The 19345-nt window shown below is 42.3% G+C and carries 16 protein-coding genes and 1 tRNA gene; 14 read left to right on the forward strand and 3 right to left on the reverse strand.

What is annotated here, in order from left to right; all coding sequences use genetic code 11:
- Positions 1-324 precede the first annotated feature (324 nt).
- The 4 genes from KZ793_RS17990 (at position 325) to KZ793_RS18005 (ending at position 7736) form a co-directional block, all read left to right on the forward strand.
- Positions 325-1623: a collagen-like triple helix repeat-containing protein gene (locus tag KZ793_RS17990; protein WP_225816583.1), complete on the forward strand. Its 1299-nt coding sequence runs from the start codon at positions 325-327 to the stop codon at positions 1621-1623.
- Positions 1624-2410: 787 nt separating this feature from the next.
- Entirely contained in the window at positions 2411-3733 is a 1323-nt protein-coding gene (locus KZ793_RS17995; RefSeq protein WP_225816584.1) for a collagen-like protein, read from the forward strand.
- A gap of 344 nt (positions 3734-4077) precedes the next feature.
- Positions 4078-5391 carry a collagen-like triple helix repeat-containing protein gene (locus KZ793_RS18000; protein ID WP_225816585.1) on the forward strand — a complete coding sequence of 438 codons (1314 nt, stop codon included), beginning with the start codon at positions 4078-4080 and terminating at the stop codon, positions 5389-5391.
- 971 nt (positions 5392-6362) lie between these two features.
- Positions 6363-7736: a collagen-like protein gene (locus tag KZ793_RS18005; protein WP_225816586.1), complete on the forward strand. Its 1374-nt coding sequence runs from the start codon at positions 6363-6365 to the stop codon at positions 7734-7736.
- Between the two features lie 132 nt (positions 7737-7868).
- On the opposite strand, the gene KZ793_RS18010 is transcribed toward KZ793_RS18005, so the two are convergent.
- Together KZ793_RS18010 and ygfZ are read right to left on the reverse strand one after the other, a co-directional pair.
- Positions 7869-8474, reverse strand: a complete 606-nt coding sequence (locus KZ793_RS18010; protein WP_225816587.1) for an HD domain-containing protein — start codon at positions 8472-8474, stop codon at positions 7869-7871.
- Between the two features lie 14 nt (positions 8475-8488).
- Positions 8489-9478 (reverse strand): tRNA-modifying protein YgfZ, encoded by a 990-nt coding sequence (ygfZ, locus tag KZ793_RS18015; RefSeq protein WP_225816588.1) that lies wholly within the window; start codon positions 9476-9478, stop codon positions 8489-8491.
- Between the two features lie 177 nt (positions 9479-9655).
- Here ygfZ and sdhE point away from each other — a divergent pair, with 177 nt between their 5' ends.
- Entirely contained in the window at positions 9656-9922 is a 267-nt protein-coding gene (gene sdhE / locus KZ793_RS18020) for an FAD assembly factor SdhE (RefSeq protein ID WP_118986391.1), read from the forward strand.
- Positions 9903-10319, forward strand: coding sequence for a protein YgfX (locus tag KZ793_RS18025; protein ID WP_118986392.1), 417 nt, complete (start codon positions 9903-9905; stop codon positions 10317-10319). Before sdhE ends, KZ793_RS18025 begins: the two co-directional genes overlap by 20 nt.
- A 21-nt stretch (positions 10320-10340) precedes the next feature.
- Here KZ793_RS18025 and fldB read toward each other — a convergent pair whose 3' ends face one another.
- Positions 10341-10859: a flavodoxin FldB gene (gene fldB, locus KZ793_RS18030; protein ID WP_225816589.1), complete on the reverse strand. Its 519-nt coding sequence runs from the start codon at positions 10857-10859 to the stop codon at positions 10341-10343.
- A 107-nt stretch (positions 10860-10966) separates the two neighbouring features.
- Here fldB and xerD point away from each other — a divergent pair, with 107 nt between their 5' ends.
- From xerD to KZ793_RS18070, 8 genes are all read left to right on the forward strand, one after another.
- Positions 10967-11878: a site-specific tyrosine recombinase XerD gene (xerD, locus tag KZ793_RS18035; protein ID WP_225816590.1), complete on the forward strand. Its 912-nt coding sequence runs from the start codon at positions 10967-10969 to the stop codon at positions 11876-11878.
- Between the two features lie 23 nt (positions 11879-11901).
- On the forward strand, positions 11902-12603 hold the full coding sequence (gene dsbC, locus KZ793_RS18040) for a bifunctional protein-disulfide isomerase/oxidoreductase DsbC (RefSeq protein ID WP_225816591.1): 702 nt from the start codon (positions 11902-11904) through the stop codon (positions 12601-12603).
- Positions 12604-12608: 5 nt separating this feature from the next.
- On the forward strand, positions 12609-14342 hold the full coding sequence (recJ, locus tag KZ793_RS18045; protein WP_225816592.1) for a single-stranded-DNA-specific exonuclease RecJ: 1734 nt from the start codon (positions 12609-12611) through the stop codon (positions 14340-14342).
- A gap of 156 nt (positions 14343-14498) precedes the next feature.
- Positions 14499-15597, forward strand: a protein-coding gene (prfB, locus tag KZ793_RS18050) for a peptide chain release factor 2 (protein WP_225816593.1) whose coding sequence is annotated in 2 segments (ribosomal slippage) — positions 14499-14573 and positions 14575-15597 — 1098 coding nt in all. Because the reading frame shifts where the segments join, the coding sequence is not laid out codon by codon here.
- Positions 15598-15606: 9 nt separating this feature from the next.
- Positions 15607-17121 (forward strand): lysine--tRNA ligase, encoded by a 1515-nt coding sequence (lysS, locus tag KZ793_RS18055; RefSeq protein ID WP_225816594.1) that lies wholly within the window; start codon positions 15607-15609, stop codon positions 17119-17121.
- Positions 17122-17264: 143 nt separating this feature from the next.
- Positions 17265-17338, forward strand: a tRNA-Gly gene (locus tag KZ793_RS18060).
- 251 nt (positions 17339-17589) lie between these two features.
- Positions 17590-18213 carry a CatB-related O-acetyltransferase gene (locus KZ793_RS18065; RefSeq protein WP_225816595.1) on the forward strand — a complete coding sequence of 208 codons (624 nt, stop codon included), beginning with the start codon at positions 17590-17592 and terminating at the stop codon, positions 18211-18213.
- 202 nt (positions 18214-18415) lie between these two features.
- Positions 18416-19342 (forward strand): Rpn family recombination-promoting nuclease/putative transposase, encoded by a 927-nt coding sequence (locus KZ793_RS18070; RefSeq protein WP_225816596.1) that lies wholly within the window; start codon positions 18416-18418, stop codon positions 19340-19342.
- Positions 19343-19345 lie beyond the last annotated feature (3 nt).

A 19345-nucleotide genomic window follows, 5' to 3' on the forward strand; every position in this document is an offset into this window, starting at 1 on the left:
AAAAAATGGGAAATTACATTAATATTTTAAATGGCGTAATTTAAATGTTGCATCTAATTGCTTTCTGTAAAGTGAATAAATACTTACCTAATTAATTCTCATCGCAATTATTTTTCTGGCCTATCTATTGTTGAAGAGCCTATATTTTATTGCCAGAAAAAATCGATGTTTTTGCTATGGCTAATCTGGTGATTAGCCAGGGGGAAAATTCAATTTGGTGACATACCAGTAGTGATAGCAGTAGAGACTTTGGAACTGGGTCAGATGGATAATTGATATATGAAGTTATTCTAAATGTATAAATTCAAACTTAGGAGAATTTCCATGGATAAAATAAGAACAGTTGCTGAAACTTTGGCAATATTACATCAGAATCATCATCCGTTTGGTCTGGAACGACAGCCAAAGCAACTTAAGACCTCGGATTTTGACGGGCCGGTAATATTTTCTAACGATCTGAAAACGGCTACTGTGCCACCTGCATTTTTTACGGTACAAACTATACAAGAGCTGAAGTTACTCGGAGGGGTGCCTGATAGTCGGTATGGCCCTGGAAAAATGGACTCATATCATCCATTACCTGAACCATTCTCTGCTGAACGACTGGCAAACGTCCCGGGAAATCACATTGATTTGTGCAAAGCTTTTCGTGCCTATATCTATGGTGATTCCGCTCTGGTCAAAGATTATGAAGAAATGCTTAATGCTAAGCGTTTTCCGATGAAAATTGCGTTATATAGTGGTGAAGAGATCACTGTTACTGCAAATAATCCATTGATTATAAAAGATAAGTATAACTATGGCGAACCCGTTGTCTTGGTGTATAACCAGATAACCATTGAACCAGAAGGCAAAGTTATTTGCTACACCAACAGTAGGATTGAAACGAATGTCCTTCAAGGGATTGGATACGGTCCATATCACTTTTTCAATAAAGGGGTAGATGGACAAGATGGTGCTATTGGTACAAGTGGGAGCAGTGGAGTTAATGGCGTTGATGGTTCACCTGGTCATCAGAATAAAAATACCTATGTAACTCCGCCTACATCAGGTACCGATGGAACTAAAGGTTCTCCGGGAACGAGAGGATCGGATGGCGAATCAGGTAGCGCGGCGGAGAAATTAACTGTCGTATCTGCTCGGGCGGGTGGGATGATATATTTGGAGTCTGAGGGGGGTGATGGGGGAAATGGCGGTCATGGTGGAGATGGTGGAGATGGAGGGAATGGTGGAGATGGGGGTTATTGTGGTGGTCATGGTTATGTTACTACGAGCTCACTGTATCGTACTGGGAATGGAGGGAATGGAGCAGATGGAGGGGATGGCGGGAATGGAGGTAATGGGGGGAATAGTGGAGATGGGGGTGACATAGAGTTTAACTATTCTACTGGTAATCCAGACATTAGTTATTGGTCAATGCCAGGTTTAGAGGGGGCTAGCGGTAGAGCGGGAAAGGGAGGGAAAGGCGGTGATGGTGGTTCCGCGTGGTATAATATTGAGGATAGAATTAGAAACTTAAGTTGTTCCGGAAGGTCTGGTAAAAAGGGGATTAATGGAAAGCCAGGGGAGCCAGGGAAGCCAGGAAAGGGGGGACAGATATATATCAACGGCAAATTGCTTTGAACGTTCCGTTTCTTAAACACAAACTGTTTGGAAATGGGTGAGCTCGGGTTTTAGCCTGCATCGCATGAGTTTGTGTGTGGAAAAATCCTCTTCTTGTAAAGAGGAATTATTTTCTACTCTTAATTTAAATTACGTTCATAATTTTATTGCTCAATAATATCTATAGATTTCTATCTTGTTGTGATTTTTGAAAAATACAATCATTCTTATTGTTTTTATTTGTATTTTATAATAATACCTTGTGAGATAAATATAAAATTGAAATTTTTAATTAGCATCTATACCTAATAGATTTCGAGTTGCCGCGCGGCGGCAAGTGAACGAATCCCCAGGAGCATAGATAACTATGTGACTGGGGTGAGTGAAAGTAGCCAACAAAGCAGCAGCTTGAAAGATGAAGGGTATATTGAAAGGTCGTGATATATCACAGAAATATTCGCCATAATTAATGGAAAAAGTGGAGATTTATATTAATATTTTAAATGGTGTAATTTCAATATTGCATCTAATTGCTTTCTGTAAAGTGAATAAATATTTACCTAATTAATGCTCGTCGGAATTATTTTTCTGGCCTATCTGTTGTTGAAGTACCACTATCTTTTGCCAGAAGAAAATCGATGTTTTCGCTCTGGCTAATCTGGTGATTAGCCAGAGGCAAAATTCTGACTATTAGCAATTTAGTGATACAACCGGTAGTGAAGCAGCAGAGACTTTGGAATTTGGTCAGATGGACAACGGATATATAAAATTGTTTTAAATGTATAAATTTAAACTTAGGAGAATTCTTATGGATAAAATAAGAACGGTTGCTGAGACTTTGGCAATATTACATCAGAATCATCATCCGTTTGGTCTGGAACGACAGCCAAAGCAACTTAAGACTGCGGATTTTGACGGACCGGTAATATTTTCTAACGATCTGAAAACCGCTACTGTGCCGCCTGCATTTTTTACAGTACAAACTATACAAGAGTTAAAAGCGCTTGGAGGTGTACCTGACAGTCAGTATGGTCCTGGAAAAATGGAACCCCATCATCTGTTGCCTGAACCGTTTTCTGCTGAACGACTGGCAAATGTCCATGATAATCATATTGATTTGTGCAAAGCCTTTAGTGCTTATATTTATGGTGATTCTGCTTTGGTTAAAGATTATGAAGAAATGCTTAATGCTAAGCGTTTTCCGATGAAAGTTGCGTTCTACAGTGGCGATGAGATCACTATAAGCAAAGATAATCCTTTGATTATTAGAGATAAAAATAGCTATGGTGAACCTGTTGTCTTGGTGTACAACAAGATAACCATTGAACCAGAAGGCAAAGTTATTTGCTACACCAATGGTAGGATTGAAGCGAATGTTATTCAAGGGAGCTTATATCACCTTACCAATAAAGGGGACGATGGAAAAGATGGTGCTACTGGTGCAGATGGAAACAATGGAGCTGATGGCGTTAAGGGTCATGTTGGTTTTCAGAATAAATATGACTGTACAATGGCCCCTGGATCAGGTTCTGATGGAACTAACGGTTCTTCGGGATCGCGGGGAGCGGATGGCGAACCTGCTAAAACGGGGGATAAACTAACTATTGCATGCTCTTATGTGAGGGGAACAGTAAATTTGTGGTCGGCGGGTGGTAATGGTGGTAACGGTGGTAATGGCGGTCATGGAGGTAATGGTGGTAAGGGAGGAGATGGGGGTTATGGTAGTGTTTATAAGGCTATTGGTTATCTGAATAATTATCATACTGTTGGCTCTCCGTGTAAGTCTGGGAGTGGAGGGAAAGGAGGAAATGGAGGCGATGGAGGGGATGGGGGTAATGGAGGTCGTAGTGGAAATGGGGGTGACATATATTTTAGCTATTCCGAAGGCGATCCACACATTCAATGTTTGGCATCACCAGGTTTTGCGGGAGCTGGTGGTAGTCCGGGAAAGGGAGGGAAAGGCGGTGATGGTGGCACCACTTTGACTAATACTGGGGGTGGAGGTACAACGTCGAGTATTACCGGAGAGTTTGGTCAAGCGGGTATTGATGGAAAGCTGGGGGAGCCAGGAGAGCGAACAGGAAATGTGGGGCGGATATATGTTAACGGCAAATTGCAAGATTGCGATTAAAGAAAGTTTATTTCCGTTCCCTAAACACAAACTGTTTGGAAACAAGTGAGCTAGGATTTTGACCCTGTATCGCATTAGTTTATTAGAGATGGTGATATTTAAACTTGTTTTACTTAGACATTAGAGAAAACTCATTAGCCAACAACACGCTATCTGAAATTTCCGATGATGCGCACCCTATTTTTTAAATAGGTTTGTCAGCAACCACGGGCAAAATTCTGACTATTAGTAATTTAGTGACACAACAGGTAGTGATAGCAACAGAGACTTTGGAATTTGGTCAGATGGACAACGGATATATGAAATTGTTTTAAATGTATAAATTTAAACTTAGGAGAATTCTTATGGATAAAATAAGAACGGTTACTGAGACTTTGACAATATTACATCAGTATCATCATCCGTTTGGTCTGGAACGACAGCCAAAGCAACTTAAGACCGCGGATTTTGACGGACCGGTAATATTTTCTAACGATCTGAAAACAGCTACTGTGCCGCCTGCATTTTTTACAGTACAAACGATACAAGAGTTAAAAATGCTTGGAGGTGTACCTGACAGTCAGTATGGTCCTGGAAAAATGGAACCCCATCATTTGTTGCCTGAACCGTTTTCTGCTGAACGGCTGGCAAACGTCCCTGGTAATCATATTGATTTGTGCAAAGCCTTTAGTGCTTATATCTATGGTGATTCTGCTTTGGTCAAAGATTATGAAGAAATGCTTAATGCTAAGCGTTTTCCGATGAAAGTTGCGTTCTACAGTGGTGAGGAGATCACTATAAGCGAAGATAATCCGTTGATTATTAGAGATAAAGATAGCTATGGTGAACCTGTTGTCTTGGTGTACAACAAGATAACCATTGAACCAGAAGGTAAAGTTATTTGCTACACCAACGGTAGAATTGAAGCGGATGTTATTCAAGGGAGCTCATATTATTTTAGTAGTAAAGGGGAAGATGGAAACAATGGAGCTGTTGGTACAGATGGAAACAATGGAGCTGATGGCGCTAAGGGTAGTCCTGGTCTTCAGAATAAACATAGCTGTATAGCTAGCCCTTCACCAGGTTCTGATGGAACTAACGGTTCTTCGGGAGTGCATGGAGCGGATGGTGAACCCGCTAAAGCAGGGGAGAAACTAACTATCGCATGCCCTGATGTGAGGGGAACAGTAACTTTGTGGTCGGCGGGTGGTGATGGTGGTAATGGTGGTAGGGGCGGTCATGGTGGTCCTGGTGGTAAAGGGGGGGATGGGGGTTATGGTAGTTTTTTTAATAACCTTTATTATCTTACTACTAATTCACTGTGTCAGGAGTCTGGGCATGGAGGGAACGGAGGCAATGGAGGCGATGGAGGACATGGGGGTAATGGAGGTCGTAGTGGAGATGGGGGGGACATATATTTTAGCTATGCCGAAGGCGAGCCACACATTAAATGTTTAGCATCACCAGGTTTTGCGGGGGTTGGCGGTATGCCGGGAAAGAGAGGGAAAGGCGGTGATGGTGGTTCCTCATGGATTAATACTGGGAATGGAGGTAACACGTTGAGTCTTACCGGAAAGTTTGGTCAGGCGGGTATTGATGGAGGGATAGGAAACCCAGGAGAGCGAACAGGAAATGTGGGGCGGATATATGTTAATGGCAAATTGCAAGATTGCGATTAAAGAAAGTTTGTTTCCGTTTCCTAAACACAAATTGTTTGGAAATGAGTGAGCTCGGATTTTCGCCTGCATCGTATTAGTTTATAGGGATGGTGATATTGGTCATTATAATAGTGCAACGATCTGGTTTGACTGGTGATAGATAGCAATTTGCTCCAGACAATCCAATTTACTCGAACATAATGACGGAGGGCTTGGTATCTTATTGGCCTTTCTGTCGATTATTTAAGTATTTATTTGTAAAATGAGTTTATTCAAAGGTTGAATTCTGTTCGTAAAAAAATCTTCTTCTTGTAAAGAATAATTATTTTCTACTCTTAATTTAAATTACGTTCATAATTTTATTATTCAATAATATCTATAGGTTTCTATCTTGTTGTGATTTTTGAAAAATATAATTCTATTTGTTGTTTTTATTTGTATTTTCTAATAATACCTCATGAGATAAATATATACCTAATAGATTTCGAGTTGCAGCGCGGCGGCAAGTGAACGAATCCCCAGGAGCATAGATAACTATGTGACTGGGGTGAGTGAAAGTAGCCAACAAAGCAGCAGCTTGAAAGATAACGGGTATAAAATTGAAATTTTTAATTAGCACTTATTGAAAGGTAGTGACGTATCACAGAAAAATTCCCCATAATTAATGGAAAAAGTGAGATTTTACATTAATATTTTAAATGGCGTAATTTAAATGTTGCATCTAATTGCTTTCTGTAAAGTGAATAAATACTTACCTAATTAATTCTCATCGGAATTATTTTTCTGGCCTATCTGTTGTTGAAGAGCCTATATTTTATTGCCAGAAAAAGTCGATGTTTTTGCTATGGCTAATCTGGTGATTAGCCAGGGGGAAAATTCAACTTGGTGACATACCAGTAGTGATAGCAGTAGAGACGTTGGAACTGGGTCAGATGGATAATTGATATATGAAGTTATTCTAAATGTATAAATTCAAACTTAGGAGAATTCCCATGGATAAAATAAGAACAGTTGCTGAAACTTTGGCAATATTACATCAGAATCATCATCCGTTTGGTCTGGAACGACAGCCAAAGCAACTTAAGACCTCGGATTTTGACGGGCCGGTAATATTTTCTAACGATCTGAAAACGGCTACTGTGCCACCTGCATTTTTTACGGTACAAACTATACAAGAGCTGAAGTTACTCGGAGGGGTGCCTGATAGTCGGTATGGCCCTGGAAAAATGGAATCATATCATCCATTACCTGAACCATTCTCTGCTGAACGACTGGCAAACGTCCCGGGAAATCATATTGATTTGTGCAAAGCTTTTCGTGCCTATATCTATGGTGATTCCGCTCTGGTCAAAGATTATGAAGAAATGCTTAATGCTAAGCGTTTTCCGATGAAAGTTGCGTTATTCAGTGGCGAAGAGATCACTGTTACTGCAAATAATCCATTGATTATTAAAGATACAGAACATAGTGGCGAACCCATTGTCTTGGTGTACAACCAGATAACTATTGAACCGGAAGGCAAAATTATTTGCTACACCAACGGTAGGATTGAAGCGAGTGTCATTCACGGGGCTGAAAACGGTCCACAGCACTTTATCAGTGCAGGGATAGATGGAACAATTGGTGCTGCTGGTGCAACTGGAAACAGCGGAGCTAATGGCATTGCTGGTTCACCTGGTCTTCAGAATAAACATACTTGTGTCGTTGGGACTACATCAGGTACTGATGGAATTAAAGGTTCTTCGGGAGCGCGGGGATCGGATGGCGTACCAGGTGGAGAGGCGACGAGACTAACTGTTGTATGTACTCATGTGGATGGGCAGATACAGTTGTGGTCGATGGGTGGCGATGGTGGTAAGGGGGGGAATGGCGGTCGTGGTGGTGGTGGTGGTGGTGGTGGTAAGGGAGGGTATGGTAGTTTTTATGGTGGTATTGCTGATTATCGTCATTATCATACTGATAACACACTGTGTCGGCCTGCGGATGGAGGGTGCGGAGGTGATGGCGGGGATGGAGGGGATGGGGGTAATGGAGGCTGTAGTGGAGATGGAGGTGACATAGATTTTAGCTATTCCACGGGTAATCCACGTATTATGAGTCAGTCAGCACCAGGTATGATAGCGCCTGGCGGTAGGGGAGGATATGGAGGGAAAGGTGGTAATGGTGGTATCGGTGGTATCAAATCGGATAAGAATGGAGACGTAACTCAAGACGTAGGTTGTTTCGGAAAGGCGGGTAAAAGGGGTATGAATGGACAGTCAGGCCAGTTAGGAAAGGATGGGCGGATATATGTCAACGGCAAATTGACTGAGATGAATCCAAGTGTGTTTCGGTTTTCTAAGAAAGAACTGTCTGGAAACGAGTAGATTAGGGATAGTGAGATTATCAGGGTGAAATCTGAGGTTTTTCATCAAAACAACTGTAGTTTTGTAATTAACTCAGTGCATCATATGGTTAATATGTGCACTGAATTTGTAGTATAAAATTTTCGAGAAAAGTTATTTCAACCAACCTTTCTTCTGTGCGATTTCCAGTTGTGGCAGCAGATATTGCCATAATTCAGGATAGGCATCGGCAATGAATTTATTGCGGTTAATCACCTGCTCAAAACGAATACCATCTTCTACCCAACTTTGCCCTTTATTATGCAGATTCATTAGCATCGGCATTAGTCTATCCAGCGTAAGAGCAAAATTGGCGTCTTGGCTTTCTGCTGCTTCATACTCTTGCCAAAGCGACATAAAATGATTTTTCTGTGGTTCGGGAAGTAAACCAAAAAGACGGTCGGCGGCTTTGATTTCCTGTTCATGAATGGCTTCACGGGCTGCTAAATCGTAAACCATCACATCACCGGCATCAATTTCTACAATATCGTGAATTAATGCCATCTGGATAACCCGCTGGATATCTACCCCTTTTACATAGGGCGCAAAACTCATTGCGGCGATAGCAAAATGCCAGCTATGTTCGGCCGAATTTTCCCGACGATGGTTATCCAGTAACTTAGTTCGCCGCTGAACTTTTTTCAGCTTATCCAACTCCATCAAAAAACCGATGACATTCGTAAAAGGGCCAAAATCAACGGTAGGTACTGCTAACGACATATAAACCTCATCAATTATTTTTCTTCATCGAGAGAATAAGGCAGAGGCTGAATGGTGAGTGAATGTCCCTCATCGTCACGAACGCGGAATACACTATGGCTTTCCATATCATTATTCATGACGACTTGTACCCAGACACTATTATCATTCAACTTAACGGCGGACAAAACGGTACCCGTTCTCCGCCATTTATCTCCTAATTGCCATTCCAAATCATCTCCAGCCACAGGAATTTTGCTGGCACTGCCAGCCAGCCAGTACATGGCACGTTTATTAGCACCGCGATATTTAGCACGAGCCACCATTTCTTGCCCGGTATAACACCCTTTTTTAAAGCATATCCCTCCAGCCAATGCCTGTAGGTTAGTTGCTTGGGGAATAAACTGTGCACTATTTGCTGCATCAATGACCGGGAAGCCAGCTTCAATATCTAGAGCTAACCACTGTTCGCTGTTATTAAGCTGAGCTTGAAGTCTTTCTGTTAACTGATCAGCAGTTGCGGTGTTTGTCACCAGAAGGAAACGTTCAGACGGCAAGGTAAAATGGAGTAGAGTAGTGGCTTCATATTCAACGACAGCATTATCAGCATCCGGCAAGATTGGGAAGAGGCTACTTAGGGCTTCCCGACAATTGTTACCTGCAACACCGAGCAATACCGCATTTTCATCCTGAGCAAGAGCAATTTTGGAGAATAATGCATATTTTTTTAATTCTGTAAGCTGATTTTCCAGCACACTACGGCGCTCAATATAAGCAAGATTTTCACCACGATGGAAGAGGCGCAGATTACTCCACATTTTACCCTTTGCGTCACAGTGCGCACTAAGCACATGTTGATTCGCTGCAAGTGCAGAAATATCCGCTGTCACCTGACCTTGTAGATATTTTTCTGCATCCGGTCCAGTTGCTGCTACCAGTCCCCAGTCATCCAGAGATATTAAAGTCAGGGGAAGGATTGATGAAGATAATGGAGATTGTGAAGAAAACGGAGTTTTATAAGCCATGACACATCCTGCCAGTCAGATATTTGAGCCAATGATGCATAATGGTAAAAGAGCTGAAGCACAATGCAAGTAGTTATTATTGTTATTAGCTGGCATGATGCATCAGTTTGCCGGGCGACTTATATGGCTAATGGCGTTAAAACTAACAATGAGAATTAAAAAGGGGAGCTTTTGAACATGGATATTGATAATAAAGCACGTATTCATTGGGCATGCCGGCGTGGAATGCGTGAGCTGGATATTTCAATTATGCCGTTTTTTAACTATGAATATGACTCGCTCAGTGATGATGATAAACGACTTTTTATTCGCTTACTTGAATGTGCTGATCCTGATCTGTTCAACTGGTTAATGAATCATGGGCGTCCAGAAGATGAAGAGTTATTCCGCATGATTAAACTTATTCAGAATAGAAATAAAGATCGTGGTCCTGTGGAAATGTGATCTCAGGGTATCTTGGCATACCCAGCTAATTTCTACCTGTGTTCATGGTGCAATAGCGCTTATCGTACTACTTGCTCCGTGGCCTGCGGATGACGCTATTTTCTGGATTTTCTGGCTTCCTTTGGTACTGTTGATTATTGTCAGTTGGGGGCGTAGCCAGAAAAATATCCGTAAATCTCAAGGGCTTTTAGTTCTTCTCAGTGATAATAAGTTGCAATGGAAGAAGCACGAGTGGCAAATTATCCGGCGGCCGTGGTTGTGTCGTTATGGCATATTAATTACGGCTCAATCTTTTTATAACCAGAAAAAAATCCGTTTATGGCTAGCATCCGATGGTATGTCACAGGATGAATGGAGGAATATTAATCAACTGTTGTTGCAATATCCTGATATCTAATTGAGCTGAAATTTTCCTGATTTAAAGTAGAAGCTCCATTTCTTGCAGGATTTGCATACACCATTGCGATAAACGATCATCAGTTTGTTCATACTGGTTTACGTCATCCAGAGCCAGCCCGACAAATTGTGAGCCATTATCTGTTAATGGTTTCGGGCTGGTAAACTCATAACCTTCAGTTGGCCAGAAGCCAATAAAATGCACGCCTGAAGGGCGTAAATGGTGATATAGCATACCGAGAGCGTCAAGGAACCAATCGCCGTAATCAATTTGATCCCCCATACCATACATGGCGACAATTTTCCCTTGTAAATCGAGGGAAGGGATTTGATCCCAAATAACCAGCCAATCTTCCTGCAATTCGCCAAAATCCCATGTTGGGATGCCGAGAATCAGTACAGAATACGTTTCCATTAATTCAGGTGCTGTCTCTTTGATATTGTGGAGATCAACTAAATCTTCGCCAAGGATATCGCGGATTTTCTCTGCTACCATCTCGGTGTAGCAGGTGCTGGAGCCGTAAAAAAGACCAATCTTCATCATTAATCATTATGGTTTTTGAATATCTGGGCTGGCATTGTAACAGAATAATTGCTTTTTCAGGCATAATAGCCAGCAGAGATGTGCAGATTTAAGGAAAGTATTTCGTGTCAAAACAACCAACTCAGTTGACTAATCCACTGATAGAACAGTTTCTTGATGCTATCTGGCTGGAACATGCTCTTGCGGAAAATACGCTGGCTTCTTACCGGTTGGATTTGCAGGCACTGGATAACTGGTTGATACATCATGGACACAATTTATTATCTGTCCAGACGATAGATTTGCACTCTTTTATGGCAGAACGCGTGGATGGAGGGTATAAAGCCAGTAGTTCGGCGCGTTTACTCAGTGCCATGCGCCAATTGTTTCTCTATTTTTATCGGGAAAAAATGCGGGAAGATGATCCGACAGCACTTTTGTCTGCACCGAAATTACCAAAGCGATTGCCTAAAGATTTAAGTGAAAAGCAGGTCGAAGATCTACTTAATGCGCCCTGTACAGATCAGCCGGTGGAGTTAAGGGATAAAGCCATGCTTGAAGTGCTTTATGCCTGTGGTTTACGGGTATCAGAGTTGGTGGGATTGACTCTTTCCGATGTCAGTTTGCGCCAAGGCGTGGTGAGAGTGATAGGTAAAGGTAATAAAGAACGTTTAGTGCCTTTAGGGGAAGAAGCGATTTACTGGCTAGAGCATTATCTGGAATATGGGAGAGCCGGGTTGCTGAATGGCGCAACGTTGGATGTCCTTTTTCCGAGCAACCGTGGGCGACAAATGACCCGACAGACATTCTGGTATCGTATTAAACATTATGCGCTGTTGGCTGGAATCGATGCTGAACGATTATCTCCCCATGTTTTGCGTCATGCATTTGCCACGCATTTGCTTAATCATGGCGCTGATTTGCGAGTTGTGCAGATGTTATTGGGGCATAGTGATCTATCCACAACACAAATATATACTCATGTAGCAACAGAACGGCTCAAATTGTTACATCAACAACATCATCCGCGTGGGTGAGCACGGATTTAAAGGAACTGAAAATGAAAAAAAGTGTGTTATGTTTCCCTCTTTTGCTGGCCTGGTTTAGTGGAAATGTGCTTGCTGATGATGGTGCTGTCCATAGAACAATGCAAAAACTAGGGATAAAAGCAGAAAGCATCCAGCCATCACCTATCGTTGGTTTAAATACGGTAGTTACTGAGCAAGGTATCATTTATCTATCTGATGACGGGAAATATTTATTACAAGGGCCAATTTATGATGTTAGTGGTAGCGCTCCTGTGAATGTCAGTAATCAATTATTGGTGAAAAAGTTGGAAGCAATGAGAGATCAAATGATCATCTACAAAGCGCCGGAAGAGAAGCATATTGTTACCGTTTTCACGGATATTACCTGTGGTTACTGCCATAAATTGCATGAAAACATGAAAGAGTACAATAAACTTGGTATTACTGTGCGCTATCTGGCATTCCCTCGTCAGGGTATGCAGCACCAATCTGCTAAAGATATGCAATCTATCTGGTGTAGTGCAACACCGCAGAAATCACTGGATGCAGCGTTTAAAAATGAGGATGTTTCGCCAATTAAGGGTTGCAAGGTGGATATTGCTAACCATTACAAACTGGGCCTCCAGTTTGGTGTGCAGGGAACGCCTGCGATTGTCCTTAAGGATGGCAGCTTGTTAGGTGGATATATGCCACCAGAGGCTTTGGCAGCGGCACTGGCACAACGTGGTAAATAAGTTTAGTGAATATTGAAACACAACTTCGCCGCCGCCCGGCGGTGGATGACAGTCATCTTCCACAACAGATTCATCCATTACTGCGTCGTTTATATGCCGTTCGTGGTATCCAGCAAGCTAATGAATTGGAGCGTGGTGTTCAAGGGTTATTGAATTATCAGCATCTGAGTGGTGTGGAACAGGCGGTGGCGCTCTTGTTGGCTGCACTTCATGAACATTGGCGTATCGTTATTGTCGGTGATTTTGATGCTGATGGGGCAACCAGTACGGCATTGGCGATCCGATCATTACGCTCGATGGGATATCGCCATCTGGATTATCTGGTACCAAACCGTTTTGACGATGGTTATGGTTTAAGTTCACAGGTGGTAGAAGAGGTTGTTAAAAAAGGCGCTGACCTAATTATTACCGTGGATAATGGTATCTCTTCCCATGAAGGGGTTGCGGCTGCCCATCAGCACCATATGAAAGTGATTGTCACGGATCATCACTTGCCGGGTGACGTTTTGCCGGCGGCTGATGCCATTATTAATCCTAATCTTGCCGATTGTTCGTTCCCGTCTAAGTCATTGGCCGGGGTGGGTGTCACATTTTATCTGATGTCTGCTTTAAGGTCGGCGCTGAGAAAAGATCAGTGGTTTGAAAAGCAAGGAATTGCGCTGCCAAATCTGGCGGAAATGTTGGATTTGGTTGCGTTAGGAACTGTCGCCGATGTTGTACCTTTGGATACCAATAACCGGATTCTGGTTTATCAAGGATTGAATCGTATTCGTGCTGGGCGTTGTTGCGCGGGGATACGCGCATTACTGGAAGTTTCCAATCGTGATGCTTATAAACTGACAGCCAGCGATTTGGGTTTTTTTCTGGGGCCAAGACTGAATGCCGCTGGCCGCCTTGATGATATGTCCATTGGCGTCACTTTATTGCTCACTGACGACATGGCACAGGCGCGTCAGATAGCTTGTGAACTGGACAGTCTTAACCAGACTCGTCGTGAAATAGAGCAGGGAATGCAGCAGGAAGCACTGCAAATCTGCGACAAATTTGAACGTACCAGCACTGAACTGCCTTATGGGCTAGCACTCTATCATCCAGAATGGCATCAAGGGGTAGTTGGAATTCTGGCTTCCCGGATTAAAGAGCGTTTTCATCGGCCTGTTATCGCTTTTGCACCGGCTGGCGAGGGTATTTTGAAAGGTTCTGGTCGTTCAGTTCAGGGATTGCATATGCGTGATGCGCTTGAGCGGCTTGATACTTTGCATCCGGGGTTGATACTTAAATTTGGTGGTCATGCGATGGCGGCTGGTTTGTCACTTGAACAGGATAAATTCGAACAATTTCAGTATCACTTTTCTACGCTAATGGCGGATTGGTTAGATATTTCACAACTTGAAGGTGTTATCTGGAGTGATGGTGAATTAGCGACTAATCAACTGTCATTGGACATGGCAGAAATGTTGCGTGATGGTGGTCCTTGGGGGCAGGCATTCCCGGAACCTATTTTTGACGGTAAATTCAAACTACTGCAACAGCGTATTGTTGGAGAGCGTCATTTAAAGGTGATAGTAGAGCCATTAAATGGTGGGCCGATGCTGGATGGTATTGCGTTCAATATCGATCCTACCCGCTGGCCAGATAACAGTGTCCGCGAAGTAGAACTTGCCTATAAACTGGATGTTAATGAATTTCGTGGCAACCGTAGTGTACAGCTTTTGATCCAACATCTCTGGCCTTATTAACAGTTGAGCAGCAGGTAGTCAGTCACTGTTGCGTACTCTCGTATGAATACGTGACAAATCTGTTGAAGTGCTATAAACCCTGTGCTGAATCCGCTACAATACGCGGTTCGAAAATTATCCATTTATCTACGACTATACAACGTAAGACACGAGAATATGTTTGAAATTAATCCGGTAAAAAACCACATTCAGGACCTGTCTGAACGGACAACGGTTCTGAGGGGGTATCTTTGACTACGATGTCAAAAAAGAGCGTTTAGAAGAAGTTAATGCTGAATTGGAACAGCCTGATGTTTGGAATGAACCGGAGCGGGCACAGGCTTTGGGTAAAGAACGTTCCTCATTAGACGAGATTGTTGAAACTATCGATCAGCTTGAGCAGGGTCTGGAAGATGTACAAGGTTTACTGGAACTGGCAGTAGAAGCTGACGATGAAGAGACTTTTAATGAAACTGTGGTAGAGCTGGAACAGCTTGAAGGCAAATTGGGTCAGTTAGAATTTCGCCGAATGTTTTCTGGTGAGTACGACAGTGCTGACTGTTATCTTGACTTGCAGGCAGGCTCTGGTGGTACCGAGGCCCAGGATTGGGCAAGTATGCTAATGCGTATGTATTTGCGTTGGGCTGAATCCAAAGGTTTTAAAACTGAAATCATTGAAGAATCAGATGGTGAAGTTGCTGGCCTGAAATCAGCGACCATTAAGATTATGGGCGATTATGCTTATGGTTGGTTGCGTACTGAAACCGGTGTTCACCGTTTGGTACGTAAAAGCCCATTTGATTCTGGCGGTCGTCGCCATACTTCATTCAGTTCTGCTTTCATCTATCCTGAAGTGGATGATGATATTGATATTGAAATTAATCCAGCAGACTTACGTATCGATGTTTACCGCGCATCTGGCGCGGGTGGTCAGCACGTCAATAAAACAGAATCTGCGGTGCGTATTACCCATATTCCAACCAACATTGTGACTCAGTGTCAAAATGATCGTTCTCAGCATAAAAATAAAGACCAGGCGATGAAACAGCTAAAAGCGAAGCTGTATGAACTGGAGATGCAGAAAAAGAACGCCAATAAACAGGAAATGGAAGAAAATAAATCCGATATTGGTTGGGGTAGTCAAATTCGCTCTTATGTTCTGGATGATTCACGCATCAAAGACTTGCGCACCGGCGTTGAAACTCGCAATACACAAGCGGTGCTGGATGGTGATCTGGACAAATTCATTGAAGCAAGCCTTAAAGCTGGCTTATGAGGAACTAAAATGTCACAACAACAGCAGGGTGCGGAACAGGCTCCCGATTTAAATAATGAACTGCAAACTCGCCGCGAAAAACTGGTAGCTTTACGGGAAAAAGGTATTGTATTCCCGAATGATTTCCGTCGTGAAAACATCTCAGAAGATTTGCACGCGAAATATGACGATAAAACTCAGGAAGAGTTGGAAGCACTGAATATTGAAGTGACGGTTGGTGGTCGTATGATGACGCGTCGCATTATGGGTAAGGCTTCTTTCGTAACGCTACAGGATATGGGCGGTCGTATTCAGTTATATGTTGCCCGTGACGATCTGCCGGAAGGTATTTATAACGAACAGTTTAAAAAATGGGATCTGGGAGACATTCTGGGGGCTCGTGGCAAACTGTTTAAAACCAAAACGGGTGAACTTTCCATTCACTGTACTGAACTGCGTCTGCTGACAAAAGCGCTGCGTCCATTGCCGGATAAATTCCACGGCTTGGCTGATCAGGAAACTCGTTACCGCCAGCGTTATCTGGATCTGATCGCCAATGACGAATCGCGCAAAACTTTCCAAATTCGTTCTCAAGTCTTGTCGGCCCTGCGTAGCTTTATGGTCAGTAAAGGCTTTATGGAAGTGGAAACACCAATGATGCAGGTAATCCCTGGTGGTGCGGCAGCTCGTCCATTTATTACTCACCATAATGCGCTGGATATTGATATGTATCTGCGTATTGCGCCGGAACTTTACCTGAAACGTCTGGTTGTTGGTGGTTTTGAACGTGTATTTGAAATTAACCGCAACTTCCGTAACGAAGGCGTATCTCCGCGCCATAACCCTGAGTTCACCATGATGGAACTCTACATGGCTTATGCGGATTACAAAGATCTGATTACCCTGACAGAAGAGCTGTTCCGCACGCTGACGCAGAATATTTTGGGTAATACTCTGGTTAACTATGGCGAGCAGGAATTCGATTTCGGTAAACCCTTTGCCCAAATGACCATGAAAGAGGCCATTTGCAAATATCGTCCTGAAACCAACATAGCTGATTTGGATGATATGGATAAGGCGGTGGCTATCGCTGAATCTCTTGGTATTGAAGTGGAAAAAGGTTGGGGCCTTGGTCGTATTCAGTGTGAAATCTTTGAAGAAACAGCTGAAAGCCACCTGATTCAACCTACATTTATCACTGAATACCCGGCAGAAGTTTCTCCACTAGCACGTCGTAATGATGAAAATCCGTTTATCACCGACCGTTTTGAATTCTTTATTGGTGGACGTGAGATTGGTAACGGCTTTTCAGAATTGAATGATGCCGAAGATCAGGCTGAACGTTTTGCTGAGCAAGTTCGCCAGAAAGACGAAGGTGATGACGAAGCCATGTTCTACGATGAAGATTATATAACGGCTTTGGAACACGGTATGCCGCCAACAGCCGGTTTGGGTATTGGTATTGACCGTATGATTATGTTGTTGACAGATAGCCATACTATCCGTGATGTCATTCTGTTCCCGGCAATGCGCCCGCAGAAATAACAGCTTGAATTAAATTCTAACTCCCCTATGGCATAGTTACCGGGGGAGTTTTTATTTTCAACTGCCTGAAATATAGACAACTTAAACAGATAATGGCTTGCTGATGCCAACGAAGCCGCTATAATAATTTATGTTATCTCTAAGCGAGCGTAGTTCAATGGCAGAACGAGAGCTTCCCAAGCTCTATACGAGGGTTCGATTCCCTTCGCTCGCTCCAGTTTTGCTTCTTCCTAAAAAATGCTGAGTAGTTCGCATTGAAAATATATCTTTTGATATGATGTAAATAAGATCAAAAGAATTTACGAATGATAACCGATATAAGTTAATAACTAACTCATCGCCTAATATGAAAAGAATCCCGTTATTAAATCAACCCCGAATCAGCTAGGAGTGATGTATTTTGAATGTGGATACATCACCATAGAAAGCATTCTATGGTAAATGAATAATTAATAGAGACTATTTACCATGAAAGAAAAACATTGGTCAAAAATTCAATTTTTGCATGAAGCTGTAACTAATCCGAATATTGTCATCAAAGGAACTCATAGCTATTATAGCGATTGCTGGAGCGGCGTTTTTGAAGAATCTGTCGTTCGTTATTTGTACGGTGATAAGATCAGTCTTCAATGGGAGTCTAAATGGCCGATTGATAAATTGTATATTGGCGATTATGTTTGCATAGGTGCTGAAACTATCATTCTTATGGGTGGAAACAATACACACAGAGCGGATTGGTTCTGTTTATATCCATTCATGGAATATATTGAAGAGGCATATGTAGGTAAGGGTGACACGCATATTCATGATGGTGTGTGGCTTGGTATGCGTTCAATGATTATGCCTGGCGTCACCATTGGTGAAGGTGCTATCGTTGCTGCTAATAGCGTTGTAACTAAAGATGTTGAGCCATATAGTATTATTGCTGGAACGCCTGCGAAATTAGTTAAATATCGCTTTGAGCCGCACATTATCAATGAGCTACTTGCGTTAAAAATATATGATTGGTCAGAAGAGAAATTTAATGCTTTAAAACCCTATCTCTGTGCTTCGGATATTAAGGCATTAAAATCTGCTGTAAGATCATATTAATGGAAATAGTTAATTAGTTCCGTAGAACAATTAATTAGTCTTGATTGGACTAATTAATTGTTATTTTTAAAATGTTCTATTATTGAATTATTTAACTGAAATGCATTAATTATTATCTGAAATACCGTTTCGGCATTCAAGCTGAAAACGGTATTTATTTAATATCCCTTTAATATAAAAGAAAATATGCTACTATCCTCTTATGAAAAGAAAAAATACACCGACGCCACATGATGCTATTTTTAAAAAGTTTTTAAGTCATATTGATACCGCCAGAGATTTTCTAGAGATACACTTACCTGCCACATTACGGGCAGTTTGTGATCTTGATACACTGCAACTGGAATCGGGGTCATTTATTGAGGACAATCTGCGGGTACATTATTCCGACATTCTGTATTCACTAAAAACTACGCAGGGTGAGAGTTATGTGTATTGTGTGATTGAACACCAGAGTTCCCCGGATAAGATGATGGCATTCCGGCTGATGCGTTACAGTATTTCAGCAATGCAGTGGCATCTAGAGCAGGGACATGAAAAATTGCCGCTGGTTATTCCGGTGTTGTTTTATCATGGAAAAATACGGCCGTATCCGTGGAGTACCAACTGGTTCGACTGCTTCGATGCTTCGGCTCTGGCGGAAGAGATCTATTCCAGCGCGTTTCCGCTGGTGGATGTGACGGTAATCCCGGATGATGAAATCCTGACGCACAAACGGGTTGCACTACTGGAAATAGTACAAAAACATATCCGGCAACGTGATATGGCGGAGTTACAGCAAGAGCTGACCATGTTGTTTGCGTATGATTATTATACATATGAGCTGCTAAAAAGCATGCTAAACTACATATTACTGGTGGGAGATACCGCCGATCCAGAAGGTTTTATCCGGCAACTGGCAGAACAGTTCCCGAAGTATGAGGAGGTACTGATGACAATAGCGCAGAAGTTGCAACATAAAGGACATCAAGAAGGGCTTAAGGAAGGATTACAGAAAGGTGAAGAGAAAGGTAAAAAACAGGCAATTCTGGAAGTCGCCTGTAGAATGATGAACAATGGTATCGATTATGAAACGATAATGAAAAGTACAGGGTTGAGCCAGAACGAACTTGAACAAATACGTCACTGATTC

Origin of the sequence: Photorhabdus antumapuensis (assembly GCF_020387775.1) — a bacterium.
GTDB classification, from domain to species: Bacteria; Pseudomonadota; Gammaproteobacteria; order Enterobacterales; family Enterobacteriaceae; genus Photorhabdus; species Photorhabdus antumapuensis.